The 20205-nt window shown below is 59.3% G+C and carries 20 protein-coding genes and 1 tRNA gene; 13 read left to right on the top strand and 8 right to left on the bottom strand.

Annotated features, from left to right (window positions below):
* The 4 genes from AC3WTM_RS16360 to AC3WTM_RS16345 form a co-directional block, all read left to right on the top strand.
* Positions 1-228, top strand: a 228-nt coding sequence (locus tag AC3WTM_RS16360) for a hypothetical protein (RefSeq protein WP_492587619.1), incomplete at its 5' end; no start/stop codon positions are given.
* A 44-nt stretch (positions 229-272) separates the two neighbouring features.
* Positions 273-349, top strand: a tRNA-Met gene (locus AC3WTM_RS16355).
* A 279-nt stretch (positions 350-628) separates the two neighbouring features.
* Complete coding sequence (gene mprF / locus AC3WTM_RS16350) at positions 629-3271, top strand: bifunctional lysylphosphatidylglycerol flippase/synthetase MprF (protein ID WP_102669855.1); 2643 nt, start codon at positions 629-631, stop codon at positions 3269-3271.
* Positions 3271-4566 carry a virulence factor family protein gene (locus tag AC3WTM_RS16345; RefSeq protein WP_102669854.1) on the top strand — a complete coding sequence of 432 codons (1296 nt, stop codon included), beginning with the start codon at positions 3271-3273 and terminating at the stop codon, positions 4564-4566. The genes mprF and AC3WTM_RS16345 overlap by 1 nt, the downstream gene beginning before the upstream one ends.
* Positions 4567-4746: 180 nt before the next feature.
* Here AC3WTM_RS16345 and AC3WTM_RS16340 read toward each other — a convergent pair whose 3' ends face one another.
* Positions 4747-6648: a potassium transporter Kup gene (locus AC3WTM_RS16340; protein WP_102669853.1), complete on the bottom strand. Its 1902-nt coding sequence runs from the start codon at positions 6646-6648 to the stop codon at positions 4747-4749.
* A 290-nt stretch (positions 6649-6938) separates the two neighbouring features.
* Between AC3WTM_RS16340 and rimO the strand changes: the two genes are divergently transcribed.
* The 6 genes from rimO to tsaA all read left to right on the top strand — a co-directional run bounded on the left by rimO (position 6939) and on the right by tsaA (position 12092).
* Positions 6939-8276, top strand: coding sequence for a 30S ribosomal protein S12 methylthiotransferase RimO (rimO, locus tag AC3WTM_RS16335; protein ID WP_057716142.1), 1338 nt, complete (start codon positions 6939-6941; stop codon positions 8274-8276).
* Positions 8277-8388: 112 nt separating this feature from the next.
* Positions 8389-8862, top strand: coding sequence for a GNAT family N-acetyltransferase (locus AC3WTM_RS16330; protein ID WP_102669852.1), 474 nt, complete (start codon positions 8389-8391; stop codon positions 8860-8862).
* 212 nt (positions 8863-9074) lie between these two features.
* Positions 9075-9785 (top strand): rRNA pseudouridine synthase, encoded by a 711-nt coding sequence (locus AC3WTM_RS16325; protein ID WP_057716144.1) that lies wholly within the window; start codon positions 9075-9077, stop codon positions 9783-9785.
* Positions 9786-9860: 75 nt separating this feature from the next.
* Positions 9861-10331, top strand: coding sequence for a YehS family protein (locus tag AC3WTM_RS16320; RefSeq protein ID WP_046041186.1), 471 nt, complete (start codon positions 9861-9863; stop codon positions 10329-10331).
* Positions 10332-10546: 215 nt separating this feature from the next.
* The gene (locus AC3WTM_RS16315) at positions 10547-11317 is read left to right on the top strand and encodes an SDR family oxidoreductase (RefSeq protein ID WP_102669851.1); all 771 of its coding nucleotides are present in this window, start codon (positions 10547-10549) and stop codon (positions 11315-11317) included.
* 79 nt (positions 11318-11396) lie between these two features.
* Entirely contained in the window at positions 11397-12092 is a 696-nt protein-coding gene (tsaA, locus tag AC3WTM_RS16310) for a tRNA (N6-threonylcarbamoyladenosine(37)-N6)-methyltransferase TrmO (protein ID WP_102669850.1), read from the top strand.
* A 189-nt stretch (positions 12093-12281) separates the two neighbouring features.
* On the opposite strand, the gene fpr is transcribed toward tsaA, so the two are convergent.
* Complete coding sequence (gene fpr, locus AC3WTM_RS16305; protein WP_008054100.1) at positions 12282-13061, bottom strand: ferredoxin-NADP reductase; 780 nt, start codon at positions 13059-13061, stop codon at positions 12282-12284.
* A 148-nt stretch (positions 13062-13209) separates the two neighbouring features.
* On the opposite strand from fpr, the gene AC3WTM_RS16300 reads away from it, so the two are divergent.
* Positions 13210-14136 carry a LysR family transcriptional regulator gene (locus tag AC3WTM_RS16300; RefSeq protein WP_102669849.1) on the top strand — a complete coding sequence of 309 codons (927 nt, stop codon included), beginning with the start codon at positions 13210-13212 and terminating at the stop codon, positions 14134-14136.
* Here AC3WTM_RS16300 and AC3WTM_RS16295 read toward each other — a convergent pair.
* The 3 genes from AC3WTM_RS16295 to AC3WTM_RS16285 form a co-directional block, all read right to left on the bottom strand.
* Positions 14133-14495, bottom strand: a complete 363-nt coding sequence (locus AC3WTM_RS16295) for a diacylglycerol kinase (RefSeq protein ID WP_057716147.1) — start codon at positions 14493-14495, stop codon at positions 14133-14135. The two genes, AC3WTM_RS16300 and AC3WTM_RS16295, sit on opposite strands and share 4 nt — an antisense overlap.
* A 75-nt stretch (positions 14496-14570) precedes the next feature.
* Positions 14571-15221, bottom strand: coding sequence for a response regulator transcription factor ErdR (gene erdR / locus AC3WTM_RS16290; RefSeq protein ID WP_102669848.1), 651 nt, complete (start codon positions 15219-15221; stop codon positions 14571-14573).
* A 218-nt stretch (positions 15222-15439) separates the two neighbouring features.
* The gene (locus AC3WTM_RS16285; RefSeq protein ID WP_102669847.1) at positions 15440-16198 is read right to left on the bottom strand and encodes a tRNA-uridine aminocarboxypropyltransferase; all 759 of its coding nucleotides are present in this window, start codon (positions 16196-16198) and stop codon (positions 15440-15442) included.
* 189 nt (positions 16199-16387) lie between these two features.
* On the opposite strand from AC3WTM_RS16285, the gene AC3WTM_RS16280 reads away from it, so the two are divergent.
* Positions 16388-16810, top strand: coding sequence for a PA3611 family quorum-sensing-regulated virulence factor (locus AC3WTM_RS16280; protein WP_057716150.1), 423 nt, complete (start codon positions 16388-16390; stop codon positions 16808-16810).
* On the opposite strand, the gene AC3WTM_RS16275 is transcribed toward AC3WTM_RS16280, so the two are convergent.
* Positions 16811-17005, bottom strand: a complete 195-nt coding sequence (locus AC3WTM_RS16275; RefSeq protein WP_057716151.1) for a hypothetical protein — start codon at positions 17003-17005, stop codon at positions 16811-16813.
* Positions 17006-17486: 481 nt separating this feature from the next.
* Here AC3WTM_RS16275 and AC3WTM_RS16270 point away from each other — a divergent pair, with 481 nt between their 5' ends.
* Positions 17487-18605 (top strand): LOG family protein, encoded by a 1119-nt coding sequence (locus AC3WTM_RS16270; RefSeq protein ID WP_102669846.1) that lies wholly within the window; start codon positions 17487-17489, stop codon positions 18603-18605.
* A 44-nt stretch (positions 18606-18649) separates the two neighbouring features.
* Here AC3WTM_RS16270 and recX read toward each other — a convergent pair whose 3' ends face one another.
* A complete protein-coding gene (gene recX / locus AC3WTM_RS16265; protein ID WP_102669845.1) occupies positions 18650-19117 on the bottom strand; it encodes a recombination regulator RecX in 468 nt (155 codons plus the stop codon).
* 8 nt (positions 19118-19125) lie between these two features.
* Entirely contained in the window at positions 19126-20184 is a 1059-nt protein-coding gene (recA, locus tag AC3WTM_RS16260) for a recombinase RecA (protein WP_007996915.1), read from the bottom strand.
* Positions 20185-20205 lie beyond the last annotated feature (21 nt).

Below are 20205 nucleotides of genomic sequence, written 5' to 3'. Positions count from 1 at the left end.
AACCCGAAGGTCGTCGGTTCAAATCCGGCTCCCGCAACCAAACATCAAAAAAGGCTACTCGAAAGAGTGGCCTTTTTTGTGTGCGCTCGTTTTGTAGCAGCGAACGCCGAAACAAGGCCTGGACGCTCAACGAAACCGAAACCGGAAATCGTTCTGATTCCAAAACTTAGGCCATCCCTGCGACCGTTTGCCGCGATTCAACATTTATTTGACCTGCTTCAGGATTAACGGTTGACACACCGGCGCATCTCTATAGAATGCCGCCACACAGACGCGGGATGGAGCAGTCTGGTAGCTCGTCGGGCTCATAACCCGAAGGTCGTCGGTTCAAATCCGGCTCCCGCAACCAAACATCAAAAAAGGCTACTCGAAAGAGTGGCCTTTTTTGTATCTGTTGAAAAAGTCCTTTCGCAACAATGACCTGTCACTGTGTAGCAAGCCGCTTGGGGGTCACCCATGCACCGGGTTCAGACTATGCTCTATCACAGGCTGAAGCCTCCACGACTGATACGGCGCCATCCCTGCTGCCGGGTGATAGGCGTTACAATTTGTGATTATTTTTTTCTACAGGGATTGGTAACTTGGCTGGATACCTCCATCCTGTCGCGCACGATCCAAGAGGTGATTGATGCGCGCCAACTCGTCTGATCCACAAGACACTGTCACAGCGACACAACCGATCAATGCCGAGCGCCTGCGCCTGCTTGATCGATTGAGCAAATACCGTCAACCCATTGGCCTGGCGGTCACCCTGCTGCTGTTCGCGATCGCGCTGATTGCCTGTCGCCACCTGTTGAGCGAACTCGACCTTAACGCCCTGCACGACTCGATCCTCGACGTTCCGAAACCTGCCTTGATGGGCGCACTGGCTGCAACTGTGGTGGGCTTCATCATTCTGCTCGGCTACGAATGGTCAGCCAGCCGCTATGCCGGGGTAAGCCTGGCACCGCGCACGCTGGCTCTGGGCGGTTTCACGGCCTTTGCCATCGGCAACGCCATCGGTCTTTCAATGCTGTCGGGAGGCTCGGTTCGCTATCGCCTCTATGCCCGTCATGGCCTGGGAGCGGCAGAAGTCGCCCGCATGACTTTGTTCGCCAGCCTCTCGCTGGGTTGCGCCCTGCCGCCGCTGGCTGCCATGGCGACACTCAGCGACCTGCCCGCGGCGTCCTCCGCCCTGGGACTCTCCGAGACGTTGCTGGGCATGGTGGCGACTGCCGTGCTCGTGCTGTTTTCGGTGCTAGCCATCGGTATCTACCGTCGACGGCTGCCAGAACAGCCTTACCCGGACAGCCTGCTGGTCAAGGTGGGGCGCCGCACCTTGCGTCTGCCCGAGCGTCGCCTGACCGTCCTGCAATTGATCATCACCGCCCTGGACGTAGCCGCTGCCGCGACTGTGCTCTATCTACTGCTGCCGGAAACACCGCCCTTCGGTGCGTTCCTTCTGGTTTACCTGCTGGCGCTGGCTGCCGGCGTGCTCAGCCATGTGCCGGGCGGTGTCGGGGTGTTCGAGGCCATTTTGCTGGCGGCATTTTCCGACACCCTGGGTGCTGCGCCACTGGCGGCCGCCCTGCTTCTCTATCGCTTGATCTACGTAGTCCTGCCCTTGCTGGTGGCCTGCCTGTTGCTGCTGATCAACGAAGGCCAGCGCCTGTTCCAGACACGCCAGACGTTGCGCGCGGCCTCGGGTCTGGCGGCTCCGATACTGGCGGTGCTGGTGTTCCTGTCCGGTGTTGTCCTGCTGTTCTCCGGCGTCACCCCGGAAATCGATACGCGCCTGGAACACATCGGTTTTCTGATCCCCCATCGACTGGTCGATGCTTCGCACTTTGGCGCCAGCCTGGTCGGCGTACTTTGCCTGTTGCTGGCCCAGGGGCTGCGTCGCCGGTTGTCGGCCGCGTGGATGCTGACCACCATTCTGTTACTGGTCGGCGCCCTGCTCTCACTGCTCAAAGGCTTCGACTGGGAAGAAGCCAGCCTGATGGTGCTGACGGCGAGCCTGCTCGGGGTATTCCGCCGCTCGTTCTATCGCCCCAGCCGCCTGACCGAAGTACCGTTCTCGCCGCTGTACCTGGTGGCCAGCCTGTGCGTGCTCGGTGCGTCGATCTGGTTGCTGCTGTTCGCCTATCAGGACGTTCCGTACAGCCACCAGCTCTGGTGGCAGTTCACTCTGGACGCCGATGCCCCTCGCGGCCTGCGCTCGCTGCTCGGGGCTGCCGTGCTGCTGGTGGTGGTGTCCCTGACCTGGCTGCTGCGCACCGCGCGCCCGGTCATTCACCTGCCCACACCCGACGAACTGGATCGCGCCAGCAAGATCCTCATGGCATCGGCCCAACCGGATGGCGGCCTGGCCCTGACCGGCGACAAGGCGCTGCTGTTCCATCCCAACGACGAGGCTTTCCTGATGTACGCCCGCCGTGGTCGCAGCCTGGTGGCGTTGTATGACCCGATCGGCCCGGGCCAGCAACGGGCGGAAATGATCTGGCAGTTCCGCGACCTTTGCGACATCCACCACGCCCGCCCCGTGTTCTATCAAGTGCGTGCAGAGAACCTGCCGTACTACATGGACATCGGCCTGACCGCGATCAAGCTCGGCGAAGAAGCCCGGGTCGACCTCAAGCGTTTTGATCTCGAAGCCAAGGGCAAAGAGATGAAGGACCTGCGCTACACCTGGAACCGTGGCACCCGCGACGGCCTGTCCCTGGAAATCCATGAACCCGGCCAGGCGCCGATGGATGAGCTCAAGGTAATTTCCGATGCCTGGCTGACCGGCAAGAATGTCCGGGAGAAAGGTTTTTCACTGGGTCGCTTCAGCGATGACTACCTCAAGTATTTTCGCATCGCGGTGATTCGTTTCGAAGGACGCCCGGTGGCGTTCGCCAACTTGCTCGAGACCTACGGCCATGACCTGGCCAGCCTCGACCTGATGCGCGCGCACCCGGATGCGCCGAAGCTGACCATGGAGTTCATGATGGTCGGCCTGATTCAACATTATAAAAATCATGGATACGCGCGTTTCAGCCTGGGCATGGTGCCGTTGTCGGGGTTGCAACCCCGTCGCGGCGCACCCTTGACCCAGCGCCTTGGCTCGATGGTATTCCGCCGTGGTGAGCAGCTGTACAACTTCCAAGGCTTGCGCCGCTTCAAAGACAAGTTCCAGCCTGATTGGGAACCCCGTTATATGGCCGTGCCCGCCGGACTCGATCCGCTGGTTGCGCTGGCCGACACTGCTGCCCTGATCGCGGGTGGCTTGACCGGATTGGTGAAACGCTGATGATTCAACGCTCCTTGCGGTATGTATTGGGCACACTGGTGATAGTGGCCCTGATTCTCGGTGGCGGTTTCTGGTACCTGAAACGCCCGGCACCGGAACCGACCCTCGAATTGCTCAACCCGGCCGATGGTGCGGCGATGACCCGTGTCATCCCAGGCACAACACCACGCGCCCAGGTGCTGGTGGCGGTCAACGAAGACCAGAAACTCAGCGACAAGCAATTGATGACCCTGAGCCGCAGTGGTTCGGCGCAAATTGTCCAGGTGATCCTGCCCAAGGATTGCCTGCTGCAAAGCCGCGCCCTGCAATCGGGCCTGCGCGAACTTAAAGGCCCGGCGACCCTGGTCAGCGGTATCGGCCCGGGTGCCGTGCTGGCCTGGCGCTGGTTGTCCGAGCAAAAGGACGACAAGGCCCAGGCCGTCTCGGTCGACCTGGCCCTGGAAAAGGGCGGCTGCACTCACCTGCTGCCCAAAAGCGCGGCCCACGGTCACTGGCTGGTCGCGTGGAACGACAACCCGGACGACACCAGTGCCGGCTTCGTGCGTGATCAACCGAACGCCGAAACCAGCATCAGCGACTACGACATCAACCTGCCGCAAGTGCTGAACAACGAACTGCGCAAGATCCTCGTCGGTGGCGACAAAGCCGCTGGCGGCCTGCAGATCCCGGTGGTCGAAGTGCCAGCGGGCCAGGCCAGTGACACCGTGACCCTGTTCCTGTCCGGCGACGGCGGCTGGCGCGACCTCGACCGCGACGTGGCGGGCGAGATGGCCAAGATAGGCTACCCGGTGGTCGGCATCGACACCCTGCGCTACTACTGGCAGCACAAGAGCCCGGAGCAAAGCGCGCTGGACCTGGCGGAACTGATGCAACACTACCGGCAGAAATGGGGCACCAAGCGCTTCATCCTGACGGGTTACTCGTTCGGCGCCGATGTCCTGCCGGCGATCTACAACCGCCTGGCCGAATCGGAACAGCAGCGCGTCGACGCGATCATCCTGCTGGCCTTCGCCCGTACCGGCAGCTTCGAGATCGAAGTCGAAGGCTGGCTCGGCAACGCCGGCAAGGAAGCCGCCACCGGCCCGGAAATGGCCCAGCTGCCAGCTGCCAAAGTGGTGTGCATCTACGGCGAAGAAGAAACCGACGAGAGCGGCTGCACCGACAAGACGGCGGTGGGCGAAGCCATCAAGCTGCCTGGCGGCCACCACTTCGACGAGAACTACCCGGCACTGGCCAAGCGTTTGGTCGATGTGATCGAGAAGCGTCAAGCCAAAGAAGCAGAAGCTCAAGAGTGATCTGCGCCCCACAAAAAAGCCCCCGCTGCCGCAAGGTAACGGGGGCTTTTTCATTCAACACCACAAATCCCTGTAGGAGCGAGCCTGCTCGCGATGGACGTCAACGATAACGCTGGCTACCTGAATGCCCGAGGTGAACTCAGGTTTTTCGCGAGCAAGCTCGCTCCTACAGGATCAGGTTTACATTTCGACCTGCGTCCCCAACTCAATCACCCGGTTCAGCGGCAGATTGAAGAAACGCAGGTTGCCGTTGGCGTTCTGCAACATGAACGCAAACAGCGCCTCACGCCAGCGCGACATGCCTTCGAGCTTGGAGGCGATGACCGTTTCGCGACTGAGGAAGTACGTGGTGCGCATAGGGCTGAAGTCCAGCTCATCGAGATGACACAGCTTCAGCGCCTGCGGCACATCCGGCTCATCGATGAAGCCGAAATGCAGGATGACCCGGAAGAACCCCTCGCCATAGGAGTCGACCTCGAAGCGCCGATTCGGCGGCACCCGCGGGATGTCTTCGTACACCACCGTCAGCAGCACCACTTGCTCGTGCAGTACCTGGTTATGCAGCAGGTTGTGCAACAGCGCGTGGGGCACGGCGTCCGGCCGTGCCGTCAGGAACACGGCGGTGCCCTGAACACGATGGGGTGGTTGTACGGCAATGCTGCTGATGAAGATCGGCAGCGGCAATCCACCCTCATCGATACGCTCGACCAGCAACTGCTTGCCACGCTTCCAGGTAGTCATCAGCACAAACAGCGCGAAACCCGCGATCACCGGGAATGCACCGCCCTGAATGATTTTCGGCACGTTGGCGGCGAAGTACACACCATCTACCAACAGGAAACCCAGCAGGATCGGGACCACAAGCACCGGTGGCCATTTCCACAGCAGCAGGATCACCGCGGACACCAGAATGCTGGTCATCAGCATGGTCCCGGTCACCGCCACGCCATAGGCCGAAGCGAGGGCTCCGGAGGATTCGAAACCCAACACCAACAGCACCACACCGACCATCAGCGCCCAGTTCACCGCGGCGATGTAGATCTGGCCCTGTTCGGCGCTGGAGGTGTGCCGGATGTGCATGCGCGGAATGTAACCGAGCTGGATCGCCTGACGGGTCAGGGAGAACGCACCGGAAATCACCGCTTGCGAGGCAATCACCGTAGCCAGGGTCGACAGGCCGACCAACGGAATCAATGCCCAGCTCGGTGCGAGCAGGTAGAAGGGGTTACGGGCAGCTTCCGGGTCACCCAGCAGCAAGGCGCCCTGGCCGAAGTAGTTCAGCACCAACGCCGGCAGTACAAGGATGAACCACGCACGTGCAATCGGCTTGCGGCCGAAGTGGCCCATGTCCGCGTACAGCGCTTCGGCACCGGTCAATGCCAGCACCACGGCGCCGAGAATCGTCACGCCCATGCCCGGATGGTCCATGAAGAAACGTACGCCCCATATCGGGTTCATCGCTTCCAGGACTTCCGGGTGCTGGCTGATGCCATACACGCCCAATGCACCCAGCACGAGGAACCAGGTAACCATGATCGGCCCGAACAGAATGCCGATCCGCGCGGTACCATGACTCTGAATCAGAAACAGCGCGACCAGCACCACCAGCGACAGTGGCACCACCCAATGATCGACGCCCTCGAATGCCAGCCCCAGGCCTTCAATTGCCGACAGCACAGAGATCGCCGGGGTGATCATGCTGTCGCCATAGAACAACGCAGTACCAATCAGTCCGCAGACCACCAGCAACGTGCGCAGTTTCGCGTGCCCCGCCGCCGCCCGCCGGGCCAGTGCGGTCAAGGCCATGATCCCGCCTTCGCCCTGGTTGTCGGCGCGCATTACAAACATCATGTACTTGATCGACACGACCCAGATCAACGACCAGAAAATGAGCGCCAGAATCCCCAGCACCCCGTCATGGTTGACCGGCACGCCATAGCCTCCGGAAAACACTTCTTTAAGGGTGTACAACGGACTGGTGCCGATATCGCCATAAACCACCCCGACTGCCGCGACCAGCATACCGATTGGCTTAACCGCCGTATGCTCGGCGCCCGCAGTCTGACTACTTGCCTGACCCATCCACCACTCCTACCCAGACTCGGGCTTCTTTGAAAGAAGCACTATGCTTTGTCGTGCAGCATGCGCTGTTTTACTTCACGTTACAGACGTTTTGTTGACAGTAAAAAATCTGTAAAGCCTAACGGCGCGAAGCATAGCGCAGCACTCGTCGTATTTCCCCGCATAAAGCTGGTCAAGTGAACGACTCACCGCTAGAATTGCGCACTTTTTGATCAGAGGCGCAGTTCAAGCGCCCGTCCGTCGGTTTTGCCCTGCCCGGCAAACGGCGTCACAAAACACCGAGGTTAGACATGTCCACCACTCCTGCGCCGGCCAATCCAAAGGTTGGCTTCGTATCCCTGGGTTGCCCCAAAGCACTGGTCGACTCCGAGCGCATCCTTACCCAGCTGCGCATGGAAGGCTATGACGTGGTGTCCACCTACCAGGACGCCGATGTCGTGGTAGTCAACACTTGCGGCTTCATCGATTCGGCCAAGGCCGAGTCCCTGGAAGTGATTGGCGAAGCCATCAAGGAAAACGGCAAGGTCATCGTGACCGGCTGCATGGGCGTCGAAGAAGGCAACATTCGCAACGTACACCCGAGCGTGCTGGCGGTGACCGGCCCGCAGCAGTACGAGCAAGTGGTCAATGCCGTGCACGAAGTCGTGCCGCCGCGCCAGGACCACAACCCGCTGATCGACCTCGTGCCGCCACAAGGCATCAAGCTGACCCCGCGCCACTACGCCTACCTGAAGATTTCCGAAGGCTGCAACCACAGCTGCAGCTTCTGCATCATCCCGTCGATGCGCGGCAAACTGGTCAGCCGCCCGGTGGGTGATGTGCTCGACGAGGCCCAGCGTCTGGTCAAGTCCGGCGTCAAAGAGCTGTTGGTAATCTCCCAGGACACCAGCGCCTACGGCGTCGACGTGAAATACCGCACCGGTTTCTGGAACGGCGCGCCGGTGAAAACCCGCATGACCGAACTCTGCGAAGCCCTGAGCACCCTCGGCGTCTGGGTTCGCCTGCACTACGTTTACCCGTACCCGCACGTTGACGAGCTGATCCCGCTGATGGCCGCCGGCAAGATCCTGCCGTACCTGGACATCCCGTTCCAGCACGCCAGCCCGAAAGTGCTCAAGTCGATGAAACGCCCGGCCTTCGAAGACAAGACCCTGGCGCGGATCAAGAACTGGCGCGAAATCTGCCCGGACCTGATCATCCGCTCGACCTTTATCGTCGGCTTCCCGGGCGAGACCGAAGAAGACTTCCAGTACCTGCTGAACTGGCTGACTGAAGCCCAGCTCGACCGCGTCGGCTGCTTCCAGTACTCGCCGGTTGAAGGCGCACCGGCCAATGACCTGGACCTGGAAGTCGTCCCGGACGACATCAAGCAGGACCGCTGGGAGCGCTTCATGGCGCACCAGCAGGCCATCAGCTCGGCGCGTCTGCAAATGCGCATCGGCCGTGAGATCGAAGTGCTGGTCGATGAAGTCGACGAGCAAGGCGCGGTCGGCCGCTGCTTCTTCGATGCCCCGGAAATCGACGGCAACGTATTCATCGACAACGGCAGCAACCTCAAGCCGGGCGACAAGGTCTGGTGCAAAGTGACCGACGCCGACGAATACGACCTGTGGGCTGAACAGATCTAATCGCAAAAAATGCGCAAAGCCCCGCTCTCTTGACGAGATGCGGGGCTTTTTTACGGCTATCGTTTGCACATGGAAGGATTCCTATCAACCACTGCATAAGAGGCAGACGGGCATGCGTCAGCATTCGGTCATCCACACGCCGAAACTCGGCGACTACGAAGAATTGACCCGGGTCTGGGAGGCCTCGGTACGCGCCACCCACGACTTTCTGCCAGACAGCTACATCGAACTGCTGAAGAACCTGGTGCTGACCCGCTACCTCGATGCGGTGATGCTGATCTGCACCAAGGATTCGAACCAGCGCATCACCGGGTTCGCCGGCGTCGCGGCCGGCAAGATCGAAATGCTCTTCATCGACCCCAACCATCGCGGCCAGGGTCTGGGCAAGAAATTGTTGCACTATGCCCTGGAACACCTGAACGCCGACGAACTGGACGTCAACGAACAGAACCCGCAAGCCCTCGGCTTTTACTTCAAGCAAGGTTTCGAGGTCATCGGTCGTTCGGAGGTCGATGGCATGGGCCAGCCGTATCCGTTGTTGCACATGCGTTTGCGCCGGGCCCAGAAACACTCCCAACATGGCTGATACAACACGGACATCTGTAGGAGCTGGCTTGTCGGGTCGCCGCATCGCAGCGATGGTGGTGAACGATAACGCGCTATTTCAGAAGAACGCGGTGCTCTTGAATCCATCGCTGGCAAGCCAGCTCCTACAAAAAGCACTGCGCGTAAATGGAACCGGGATTAACCGGCGCCAGGCAGGTACAATGCCCACCCCCTTTTTGTTACGGCCCTGACATGACTGACCCGATTCGTCTCTCCAAACGCCTCATCGAACTCGTCGGCTGTTCCCGTCGGGAGGCTGAGCTGTTCATCGAGGGCGGCTGGGTCACCGTCGACGGTGTGGTCATCGACGAGCCGCAATTCAAGGTCGACACCCAGAAAGTCGAGCTTGATCCAGAGGCCAAGGCCACTGCGCCGGAACCGGTGACCCTGCTGCTCAATGTGCCCGCCGGCATGGACGCAGACACCGCCTTGGCCACCCTCGGCGCCGAGACCCTGAGCGAAGAGCACCGCTACGGCAAGCGCCCATTGCGCGGGCACTTTCTGCGCCTGACCGCCAGCACCGACCTGCAGGCCAACGCCAGCGGGCTGCTGGTGTTCACCCAGGACTGGAAAATCCTGCGCAAACTCACCGCTGACTCCAGCAAGATCGAGCAAGAGTATGTGGTCGAGGTTGAAGGCGAGATGGTGGCCCACGGCCTGAACCGCCTGAACCACGGTCTGACCTACAAGGGCAAGGAGTTGCCGGCGGTCAAGGCCAGCTGGCAGAACGAGAACCGTCTGCGCTTTGCCATGAAGAACCCGCAGCCGGGCATCATCGCCCTGCTCTGCCAGGCGGTCGGCCTCAAGGTCGTCGGTATCCGCCGTATTCGCATCGGTGGCGTGTCCATCGGCAAAGTGCCGGTGGGGCAATGGCGCTATCTGTCCGGCAAAGAGAAGTTCTAAGGCTTTTCTCGCCGCCATCCATTTCGGCGCCGCGCCTGGCCGCGACGCCCACAGCTGAATATCAGGACTGCACACATGATTCATAACGACGTACTGCGCAGCGTGCGCTACATGCTCGACATCAGCGACAAGAAAGTCATCGAGATCATCAAGCTCGGCGGCCTGGACGTGACCCTGCCGGATCTGTTGACCTACCTCGACAAGAAAGAGGAAGACGAGGAAGGTTTCGTACGCTGCCCGGACGAAGTCATGGCGCACTTCCTCGACGGCCTGGTGATCTTCAAGCGCGGCAAGGACGAAAGCCGCCCGCCGCAGCCGATCGAAGTGCCGGTGACCAATAACATCATCCTGAAAAAGCTGCGGGTGGCGTTCGAGCTGAAAGAAGACGACATGCACGCGATCCTCAAGGCTGCCGAGTTCCCGGTGTCCAAACCTGAGCTGAGCGCACTGTTTCGAAAGTTCGGTCACACCAACTATCGCCCATGCGGCGACCAGCTGCTGCGCAATTTCCTCAAGGGCCTGACCCTGCGAGTGCGTCCGCAGTAAGCTCGATACACATCTGTTTTCTGTAGGAGCTGGCTTGCCAGCGATGGTCGCAAACGATAACGCGTGCTGACTGGATGAACGCGGCGGTCTCTCATCCTTCGCTGGCAAGCCAGCTCCTACAGGACCGAATGCCTCCCTATTCCGCGCAAAAATAGTGGCTCTGCTTCTGGCGGCTGACGGCTAGGGTGTAAAGACCTCAGCTCTCAGGATTCGCCATGCATCCCTACTTTTCCCTGCAAGGCCGCACCGCCCTGGTGACCGGCGGCACCCGTGGTATCGGCAAGATGATCGCCAAGGCCTACGTCGAGGCGGGCGCCACCGTATACGTCTGCGCCCGCGACGTCGAAGCCTGCCAACAAACCGCTGACGATCTCGGAGCGCTTGGACGCTGCCACGCCATGGCGGCCAACCTCGCCACCGAAGAGGGCGTCCTGCAACTGGCCACACGCCTGGGCGAGCAGATCACTCATCTGGACATCCTGGTGAACAATGCCGGCACCACCTGGGGCGCACCGTTGGAGAGCTACCCGATCAAGGGCTGGGAAAAAGTCATGCAGCTCAACGTGACGTCGGTGTTCAACTGCATCCAGCAGTTCCTGCCCCTGCTGCGCAAGGCCGGTTCCGAAGCGAATCCGGCGCGGATCATCAACATAGGATCGGTGGCAGGGATTTCCTCCTTCGGCGAGCAGGCGTATGCGTACGGGCCGAGCAAGGCGGCGTTGCACCAACTGTCGAGGATTCTGGCGCGCGAACTGGTGAGCCAGCACATCAACGTCAACGTGATCGCCCCTGGGCGGTTTCCGAGCAAGATGACCCAGCACATCGGCAATGATGAACACGCGCTGGCGCAGGATACGGCGTTGATCCCGATGAAGCGTTGGGGCCGCGAGGAAGAGATGGCGGCGCTGGCGATAAGCCTGGCAAGTACTGCCGGGGCTTATATGACCGGGAATATCATTCCGCTGGATGGTGGGTTCAGCCTGTAGATCAGTGGTGCGGCCATCGCCTAAGCAACGGTTGACCGGGTTATCATGCCCGCCTCTTCCCCCGCCTCGACCTCAAACCATGACCTACAGCGTTTCCCCCATCGGCTTCGTGCACTCCTGCTTCAAGGAGAAGTTCGCCATTCCGCGCCAGCCGCAGCTGGCCCCGGCCGCCCGTGGGGTGCTGGAACTGGTGGCACCGTTCGATCAAGGGGACGCGGTTCAGGGCCTGGAGCAGGTCAGCCACGTGTGGTTGCTGTTCCTGTTCCATCAAGCGCTGGAGGAAAAGCCACGCTTGAAGGTGCGCCCTCCTCGCCTCGGCGGCAACAAATCCATGGGCGTGTTTGCCACCCGCGCAACCCATCGCCCCAATGGCATCGGGCAGTCAGTGGTGAAACTGGACAAGGTCGAAGCCAACCGTTTGTGGATCTCGGGCATCGATCTGCTGGATGGCACGCCGATTCTCGATATCAAACCCTACGTACCCTATGCAGACATCATCACTACAGCCGCCAACAGCATCGCTAGCGCCGCGCCGCAGCTGATTCCCGTGCAGTGGACGGAAGCAGCGTTGCAACAGGCTCACGAGCATGCTCAGCGTCTGCAAGAGCCTTTGGTTGAGTTGATCGAGCAATGTTTGGCGCAGGATCCACGCCCGGCCTATCAAACGCCTGCGCCCGAGCGGGAATATGGCGCTCAATTCTGGGATCTGGATGTGCGTTGGCACTACCCGGAAACAAACGTGATCCGGGTCCTGGAAGTTATCCCGGTTAAATAAACCCGGAAACGAAAAAGCCCGCATGACCTTCTCAGGCCATGCGGGCTTTTTAGATGCGCTGCAAATCTTCTGTATCTGTAGGAGCGAGCATGCTCGCGAAAAACCTGAGGACGCCGCGGGGTGCCAGGCTTCCCGCGTTATCGTTAACGACCATCGCGAGCGGGCTCGCTCCTACAACGTGAGCTGCGGTCACTTCTCGACGAACGCTCGCTCGATCAGGTAATCACCCGGCTCTCGCATCCGCGGCGAAACCTTCAGGCCGAAGCTGTTCAGCACTTCGCTGGTCTCGTCGAGCATGCTCGGGCTGCCGCACAACATGGCGCGGTCGTCCTGCGGGTTGATCGGTGGCAGACCGATGTCGCTGAACAGCTTGCCGCTGCGCATCAGGTCGGTCAGGCGACCTTCGTTCTCGAACGGCTCACGGGTCACGGTCGGGTAGTAGATCAACTTGTCACGCAGCGCGTCACCGAAGAACTCGTTCTGCGGCAGGTGCTCGGTGATGAACTCGCGGTAAGCGACTTCGTTGACGTAACGAACGCCGTGGCACAGGATCACTTTTTCGAAACGCTCGTAGGTTTCCGGGTCCTGGATGACACTCATGAACGGCGCCAGACCGGTGCCGGTGCTGAGCAGGTACAAATGTTTGCCAGGCTTGAGGTCATCCAGTACCAGCGTGCCGGTAGGCTTCTTGCTGATGATGATCTCGTCGCCTTCCTTCAGATGCTGCAACTGCGAAGTCAGCGGACCATCAGGCACCTTGATGCTGAAGAACTCGAGATGCTCTTCCCAGTTCGGGCTGGCAATCGAGTAAGCGCGCATAAGCGGGCGGCCGTTGGGCTGTTGCAGGCCGATCATCACGAACTGACCGTTCTCGAAGCGCAGGCCCGGATCACGGGTGCACTTGAAGCTGAACAGAGTGTCGTTCCAGTGGTGAACACTGAGGACACGCTCGTGGTTCATGTTGCTCATGTACGTGGGACTCCTGGAGATTGGTCTGCGCGTGTTCGGCGCCTGCCCTGCAAAGAAAGCTGGCTCTGCGCAATTGCATCGCATTCTAAAGGCAGCGACAATATCTGTTAAATGGATTATTAAGATAAGGGTTATCGGTTATATCGATATGCGATTTACTCTCCGTCAACTTCAAGTATTCGTCGCCGTCGCCCAACAGGAAAGTGTGTCCCGTGCCGCGGGCCTGCTCAACCTCTCGCAATCGGCGGCGAGCACCTCGATCACCGAACTGGAGCGCCAGTGCAGCTGCCAGTTGTTCGACCGTGCCGGCAAACGGTTGAGCCTGAACGCCCTAGGCAAGCAACTGTTGCCACAAGCAGTGGCGCTACTGGATCAGGCCAAGGAAATCGAGGACCTGCTCAACGGCAAGTCCGGTTTCGGCTCGCTGGCCGTGGGTGCGACCCTGACCATCGGCAATTACCTGGCCACATTGTTGATCGGCAGCTTCATGCAGCGCCACCCGGAAAGCCAGGTGAAGCTGCATGTGCAGAACACTGCCAATATCGTGCAGCAAGTGGCCCACTATGAAATTGATCTGGGTCTAATCGAAGGCGACTGCAGTCATCCGGACATCGAAGTGCAAAGCTGGGTCGAGGACGAACTGGTGGTGTTTTGCGCCCCTCAGCATCCGTTGGCCAAGCGTGGCACTGCCACCATGGAGGAGTTGAGCCACGAAGCCTGGATCTTGCGCGAACAGGGCTCGGGCACGCGGTTGACCTTCGATCAAGCCATGCGCCATCACCGCGCTTCGTTAAACATCCGTCTCGAGCTTGAGCACACCGAAGCGATCAAACGGGCGGTGGAGTCTGGTTTGGGGATTGGCTGCATTTCCAGGCTGGCTTTGCGCGACGCATTTCGCCGCGGCAGTCTGGTGCCTGTCGAGACGACGGATCTGGATCTGGCGCGACAGTTTTATTTCATCTGGCATAAACAGAAATATCAGACTTCGGCGATGCGCGAGTTCCTCGATCTGTGCCGCGCCTTCACCGCCGGGGTTCAGCGCAGCGACGAGATTGTGCTGCCGACGATCGCTTAGAGCAGAATCACCGCCCACACCAGGGCAATCATGCTCAATGCCACGGCCTGGGCGGCACTACCCATGTCCTTGGCATTCTTGGACAGCGGGTGCCGTTCAAGGGAAATGCGGTCGATGGCCGCTTCCACCGCCGAGTTGAGCAATTCGACGATCAACGCCAACAAGCATACCGCGATCAACAATGCCTGTTCGACCCGGCTGACATTCAGGAAGAACGACAAAGGGATCAGGATAACGTTGAGCAATACCAATTGCCGAAAGGCAGCTTCACCGGTGAAGGCTGCGCGCAGGCCGTCCAGCGAATAACCGGAAGCATTGAGAATACGTTTCAGGCCGGTCTGGCCTTTGAAAGGTGACATAGAGTGGGCAACTGGCAAAAAAGAAGTGGGAAAGCTAGTTCAACCAAAGTCAAAAAAGCGTGAATTTGCCAGCCTTTAATGGCTGGAAATTGACTCAAGTTGTTGCAAGAGCAGCGCGGCCTGGGTCCGGGTCCGCACATTCAGTTTACGGAAAATCGCGGTCACGTGCGCCTTGATAGTCGCCTCGGAAACACTCAATTCGTAGGCAATTTGCTTGTTCAGCAAGCCTTCGCAGACCATGGTCAGCACCCGGAATTGCTGCGGGGTGAGGCTGGCAAGCCCTTCGCTGGCCGCCTTGGCTTCATCCGAGACGCTGACCGCTTCGAACGCCTGTGGCGGCCAGAAGACGTCGCCGTCGAGGACTGTCCGCACAGCTTTCTGGATCACACTCAAGTCGCTGGATTTGGGAATGAAGCCACTGGCGCCGAACTCACGAGACTTGACCATGATGGTCGGTTCTTCCTGGGCCGAGACCATGACCACCGGAATCTGCGGGTACTGCCCCCGCAGCAGGACCAGCCCGGAAAAACCGTAGGCCCCCGGCATGTTCAGGTCCAGCAGCACCAGATCCCAGTCGGACTTTTCCGTCAGGCGGGCTTCCAGTTCGGCGATGCTCGCCACTTCCACCAGACGGACATCCGGGCCAAGGCCCAGGGTCAGTGCTTGATGCAAGGCACTACGAAAAAGTGGGTGGTCATCGGCAATCAGGATTTCGTATGTGGCCATTTTTCAAATGATCCTGTTTTTCATGGGACGCCCGATGCATTCGGACCTCGCCAAAGCACCTCAAGGCACAGCCACGGAGCTGCACTGACAAGGCACGCTCAGCGCAAAAAACGGCGCCGAAAACTCCGGTCGCACCCTAATCGGCGCCAAGCATGCCCAGCGAAACCGGGGTGGTCAAGCAGCATGGCCGGTACACTTTATTGCAGTATGCGCGACAATCAGTCCATCAATGGGGTGACCACCTGAACATAGGGCAACAATTCGGCGTGCGCAGGGGTCGAAACGTTCATATCCAACTGATGTTTGGCATCGAGATAATGCTGGCTGAACACATCAAAGTAGGCATCCAGCGCCGATGCCGCGGCGACATCACCTGCAAGGTCGAGGCATAGCGCCGCCACTTCCGCCGTACACAGATGCTCGCTGCGGGTCGAGCGGCGCAAGCGGTATCGGGAGAGTTTCTCTGGCAACAGGCTGAGGATCGGCAGTCGGTCGAAATAGGGGCTCTTGCGAAAGATCTTTCGCGCTTCAGTCCAGGTCGCATCCAACAGAATGAAAAGCGGGCGCTTCGTGCTATCGACGTCCACGCTGTTTGTCACGCGCTCAGGTTCGACGTACTCACCCGGAAACACCAGGTAAGGCTGCCATTGCGGATCGGACAACAGCGCCAGCAACTTCGGATCAATCTCGGTACGGGACCAGATGAAGGCATGGTTGTCAGGCACCACGTCGGCAATCAGCCAACCGGTGTTGCTCGGTTTGAACACCTCCTTGTTGGTCATGATCAGGCAGACGCCGGAGCGGGTAGCGACCTGCGGACGCCATGCACACAGACAGTGACTCTCGATCACTCGGCAGTCACGGCAGCGCGGCGCACGCCAGCCGCGGGCCTGAATCGGCTTGATGCCCTCCTCTTCGCGTTGATCGCGCAAGCGGGCTACGGCATTCAAGGCAAAGCGCGCGGGGTTATGACTCATCGCGGGCAACGCCCACAGAGAAGGGAAATCGACACGAAAAACACTCGACAGGGTAAAAAGTGCCAGCAGTTTACCAGACCGCCCGGCGCAAGCCTGTACCGTCCAGCTAGCCTCCCCTATAATTCGCCGCCACTGAACGCACAGTCACGTGACGGGTCAAACCCCGCATCACTGAACCAGGAGAGTTTCATGCTGCGCCTTATCGTTCCTACCGCGGCCATTTTGCTGGCGTCGTCCTTCAATGCCCAGGCTGCATCCCTGAAAGACACGGAACTGAACAAAATGCTGCAAAACGTCGCCACCCAAAGCAGCGTCGGCACTCCTCGAGCGATCAACGAAGACATTCTCGATCAAGGCTACACCGTTGACGGCAAACAGCTGATCAACCATCTGAGCGTGCAGAGCAGCCACGCCGACAAGATGCGCGCAGATCCAAAAGCGGTTTACTTCCAGTTGGGAGCCTCAGTCTGCCGGAACGAAGGGTTTCGCAAGCTGATGGCCAAGGGCGCGATCATGCGTTACGACTTCACTGAGGTGAAGACCAACCGCCCGGTCGGTTCCGCAAGCTTCCAGGAATCGGATTGCCTGCAACCGGCCAAGAAGAAAAAGTAATCACCTGGAGTTGGCGCGCCGCTGTTCATCTTCGGCGCGCAGTTCCGCCAGCAGCGCCTGCAAGTAATGCGAACGACGCTCGCCACCGCGCAAGCGTCGGCAGCACTCCTCTTCGAGACTCAAATGATGGGTCTCGGCCGATGACTTCAGCAATCGATACAGTTGCGTATCGATTTCCAGAACGACTCTGGCCATGGTTTCCCGCCTCCTTGCACTTCACTCATGTTTGAGCAAAAAATCCTTGAACCGCTTGTATTGCGCGCCTTGCCGTTGACGCAAAGTTGTCGTGTCGCACCTGCAACTTAGTAAATCAGAGTGCAGCACACGCGACGTGCGTTCAGACGAGCGGTGAACGCACCTTGCAAATCGTCAATAAGCGGTTGCCAGGAAAGACTTTGAGGCGCAATGATCAAGGCAGCGCAAATCACTGTGAAGGTCTAGATTTCAAGGTATCCACTTTCACTTTTTCAGGCTTGGAAAGGGGCTGGCCGTCACTCGTCGTGTTATGCGAACGTTTCTTTCATCCAAGGGAAAACAGAGCCTGTTTGGATGATCCGATGCCTTTCGGGTCAAGTAGATCGCCCAGGCATGGGCCGGGGCAGACAACGACACATGAAGTGTCGTGGCACCGACGCACGGTGTCGGGCCGAGGGTTCTGTGCAGAAGGAGAAGTTGAATGCCTTACCAACCGAATGACCTCCTGAGCCGTCATTTTGAAGAAAGCGGCCACGACCTCATCAGCAAGGTCGAAGAACAGCTCAAGCTGATTTCCCCCAACAGCCCGAACACCCCGATCTACCGCGACATGATCCTGACCGTGCTACGCATGGCCCAGGAAGACCACAACCGCTGGAATGCCAAAATAACCCTGCAAGCCCTGCGCGAACTGGAACAGGCTTTCCGCGTGCTCGAACAATTCAAGGGGCGGCGCAAGGTCACTGTCTTCGGCTCGGCCCGTACCCCCATGGAACACCCGCTCTACAGCATGGCCCGGGAACTCGGCACCGCTCTGGCGCGTTCGAACATGATGGTGATCACTGGTGCTGGTGGCGGCATCATGGCCGCCGCCCATGAAGGTGCCGGCCTGACACACAGCCTGGGGTTCAACATCACGCTGCCCTTCGAACAGCATCCCAACCCCACTGTCGAGGGCACGACCAACCTGCTGCCCTTCCACTTCTTCTTCACCCGCAAGCTGTTCTTCGTCAAGGAAGCCGACGCCCTGGTACTGTGCCCGGGTGGCTTCGGTACACTGGATGAGGCGCTGGAAGTACTGACGCTGATCCAGACCGGCAAGAGCCCGTTGGTGCCAGTGGTGCTGCTCGACACGCCGGGCGGCAAATTCTGGCAAGGCGCGCTGGACTTCATTCACAAGCAACTGGAGGAAAACCACTACATCCTGCCCACTGACATGAAGCTGGTGAAACTGGTCTACCACGTCGAAGAAGCGGTAGAGCACATCAACCAGTTCTACAGCAACTTCCACTCCAGTCGCTGGCTCAAGCACCAGTTCCTGATTCGTATGAATCACGCACTCAGCGACAGCGCACTCGAACACATACAGACGGCTTTCGCCGACCTGTGTCTGAACGATCATTTCTATCAGCATGCCTACAACGGCGCAGAACACGACGAAGCCGAATTCAGCCATCTGACGCGGCTGGTCTTCAACTTCAACGCCCGCAATCATGGTCGCCTGCGCGAGCTGGTTGACTACATCAACCTGTCGGAAAACTGGGCACAATCAAAACTCCTGGTACAACAACGCACGCGGGAGCCGTCAAAGGTTTCGTGAGGCATAAAAAACGGCCCGTCATCTAAATAGCGGGCCGTTTCAGTTCAATCGTCCATCCCTCGACCGCTGAACAGGCGGTTGATCATTTCCATGGGGTATCCCCGATACGCCAGGAACCTGCCTTGCTTGGCTCGCTCCCTGGCGTCTGCCGGCAATTGCCCGGAGAACTTGCGTCGCCAGGTATCGATCAATTGCTCCTGCCAATCGATACCGCTCTCACGCAGGGCGAGTTCAATATCGGTGCGTTGCAGGCCACGCTGGCCCAACTCTTCACGAATGCGTAAAGGGCCATAACCGGAACGGGCGCGGTAGGAAACGAAACTTTCGAGGTAACGGGTTTCGGACAACAACCCTTCCTCAGTCAACCGGTCGAGTGCTGTTTCGATCATTTCAGGGAGAGCGCCGCGCTGACGCAGTTTACGCGTCAGCTCGACACGACCGTGCTCGCGTCTTGCGAGCAGGTCCATTGCGGTTCGCCGCACCGCGACGAGTGTATCGAGTACGGCAGTCATCGCTTCGATCAGATATCAGCGTCAGCCAGGTCGTCTTCGGTCTCTTTGACCGCAGAAGCTTTGGCATCCGCAACCGATGCAGGCGACAGCAGCTTGTCACGCAGTTGCTTCTCCAGCTTTGCCGCGACTTCCGGATTGTCTGCCAGGAACTTCGCCGAGTTGGCCTTGCCCTGACCGATCTTGGTGCCTTCATAGGCATACCAGGCGCCGGATTTCTCAACAAAACCGTGCAGAACACCCAGGTCGATCATCTCACCGTTGAGGTAGATGCCCTTGCCGTAAAGAATCTGGAACTCGGCCTGACGGAACGGCGAAGCCACCTTGTTCTTCACAACCTTGACACGGGTTTCGCTACCAACGACCTCATCACCTTCTTTAACCGCACCCGTACGACGGATGTCCAGACGAACCGATGCGTAGAACTTCAGTGCGTTACCACCGGTGGTGGTTTCCGGGCTACCGAACATCACGCCGATTTTCATACGGATCTGGTTGATGAAGATCACCAGGCAGTTGGCGTTCTTGATGTTACCGGTGATTTTACGCAGTGCCTGGGACATCAGACGGGCCTGCAGGCCCACGTGCATGTCACCCATTTCGCCTTCGATTTCAGCCTTTGGCACCAGGGCGGCCACGGAGTCGACGATGATCACGTCAACCGCATTGGAACGCACCAGCATGTCGGTGATTTCCAGGGCCTGCTCGCCGGTATCCGGCTGGGAAACCAGCAGATCGTCGACGTTGACGCCCAGCTTGCCGGCGTACTCAGGGTCGAGGGCGTGTTCGGCGTCGACGAATGCGCAGGTCGCACCGGCTTTTTGAGCCTGGGCGATCACGGACAAGGTCAGCGTGGTTTTACCGGAAGATTCAGGACCGTAGATTTCAACAATACGGCCTTTTGGCAGACCGCCAATGCCGAGAGCGATGTCCAGCCCCAGAGAGCCAGTGGAAATGGCCGGGATCGCCTGACGGTCCTGATCGCCCATACGCATTACGGCACCCTTGCCGAATTGACGTTCGATCTGACCCAGGGCCGCAGCCAAGGCTTTCTTCTTGTTGTCGTCCATTAAAGTCCTCACGTAATCAAT

The sequence above is a fragment of the Pseudomonas sp. EU05-FHT14B02 genome, assembly GCF_058791055.1.
Note: the sequence above shows the minus strand (reverse complement) of the source record. Positions and strands in the feature narration are given on the sequence as shown.

Coding starts and splice junctions, on each gene's coding strand:
- fpr (WP_008054100.1), bottom strand. CDS start 13,061: ATGAGCAACATGAACCACGAGCGTGTCCTCAGTGTTCACCACTGGAAC.
- AC3WTM_RS16270 (WP_102669846.1), top strand. CDS start 17,487: ATGCCTTACCAACCGAATGACCTCCTGAGCCGTCATTTTGAAGAAAGC.
- rimO (WP_057716142.1), top strand. CDS start 6,939: ATGTCCACCACTCCTGCGCCGGCCAATCCAAAGGTTGGCTTCGTATCC.
- AC3WTM_RS16300 (WP_102669849.1), top strand. CDS start 13,210: ATGCGATTTACTCTCCGTCAACTTCAAGTATTCGTCGCCGTCGCCCAA.
- mprF (WP_102669855.1), top strand. CDS start 629: ATGCGCGCCAACTCGTCTGATCCACAAGACACTGTCACAGCGACACAA.
- AC3WTM_RS16345 (WP_102669854.1), top strand. CDS start 3,271: ATGATTCAACGCTCCTTGCGGTATGTATTGGGCACACTGGTGATAGTG.
- erdR (WP_102669848.1), bottom strand. CDS start 15,221: ATGGCCACATACGAAATCCTGATTGCCGATGACCACCCACTTTTTCGT.
- AC3WTM_RS16325 (WP_057716144.1), top strand. CDS start 9,075: ATGACTGACCCGATTCGTCTCTCCAAACGCCTCATCGAACTCGTCGGC.
- AC3WTM_RS16280 (WP_057716150.1), top strand. CDS start 16,388: ATGCTGCGCCTTATCGTTCCTACCGCGGCCATTTTGCTGGCGTCGTCC.
- tsaA (WP_102669850.1), top strand. CDS start 11,397: ATGACCTACAGCGTTTCCCCCATCGGCTTCGTGCACTCCTGCTTCAAG.
- AC3WTM_RS16340 (WP_102669853.1), bottom strand. CDS start 6,648: ATGGGTCAGGCAAGTAGTCAGACTGCGGGCGCCGAGCATACGGCGGTT.
- AC3WTM_RS16330 (WP_102669852.1), top strand. CDS start 8,389: ATGCGTCAGCATTCGGTCATCCACACGCCGAAACTCGGCGACTACGAA.
- AC3WTM_RS16275 (WP_057716151.1), bottom strand. CDS start 17,005: ATGGCCAGAGTCGTTCTGGAAATCGATACGCAACTGTATCGATTGCTG.
- recA (WP_007996915.1), bottom strand. CDS start 20,184: ATGGACGACAACAAGAAGAAAGCCTTGGCTGCGGCCCTGGGTCAGATC.
- AC3WTM_RS16315 (WP_102669851.1), top strand. CDS start 10,547: ATGCATCCCTACTTTTCCCTGCAAGGCCGCACCGCCCTGGTGACCGGC.
- AC3WTM_RS16295 (WP_057716147.1), bottom strand. CDS start 14,495: ATGTCACCTTTCAAAGGCCAGACCGGCCTGAAACGTATTCTCAATGCT.
- AC3WTM_RS16285 (WP_102669847.1), bottom strand. CDS start 16,198: ATGAGTCATAACCCCGCGCGCTTTGCCTTGAATGCCGTAGCCCGCTTG.
- AC3WTM_RS16320 (WP_046041186.1), top strand. CDS start 9,861: ATGATTCATAACGACGTACTGCGCAGCGTGCGCTACATGCTCGACATC.
- recX (WP_102669845.1), bottom strand. CDS start 19,117: ATGACTGCCGTACTCGATACACTCGTCGCGGTGCGGCGAACCGCAATG.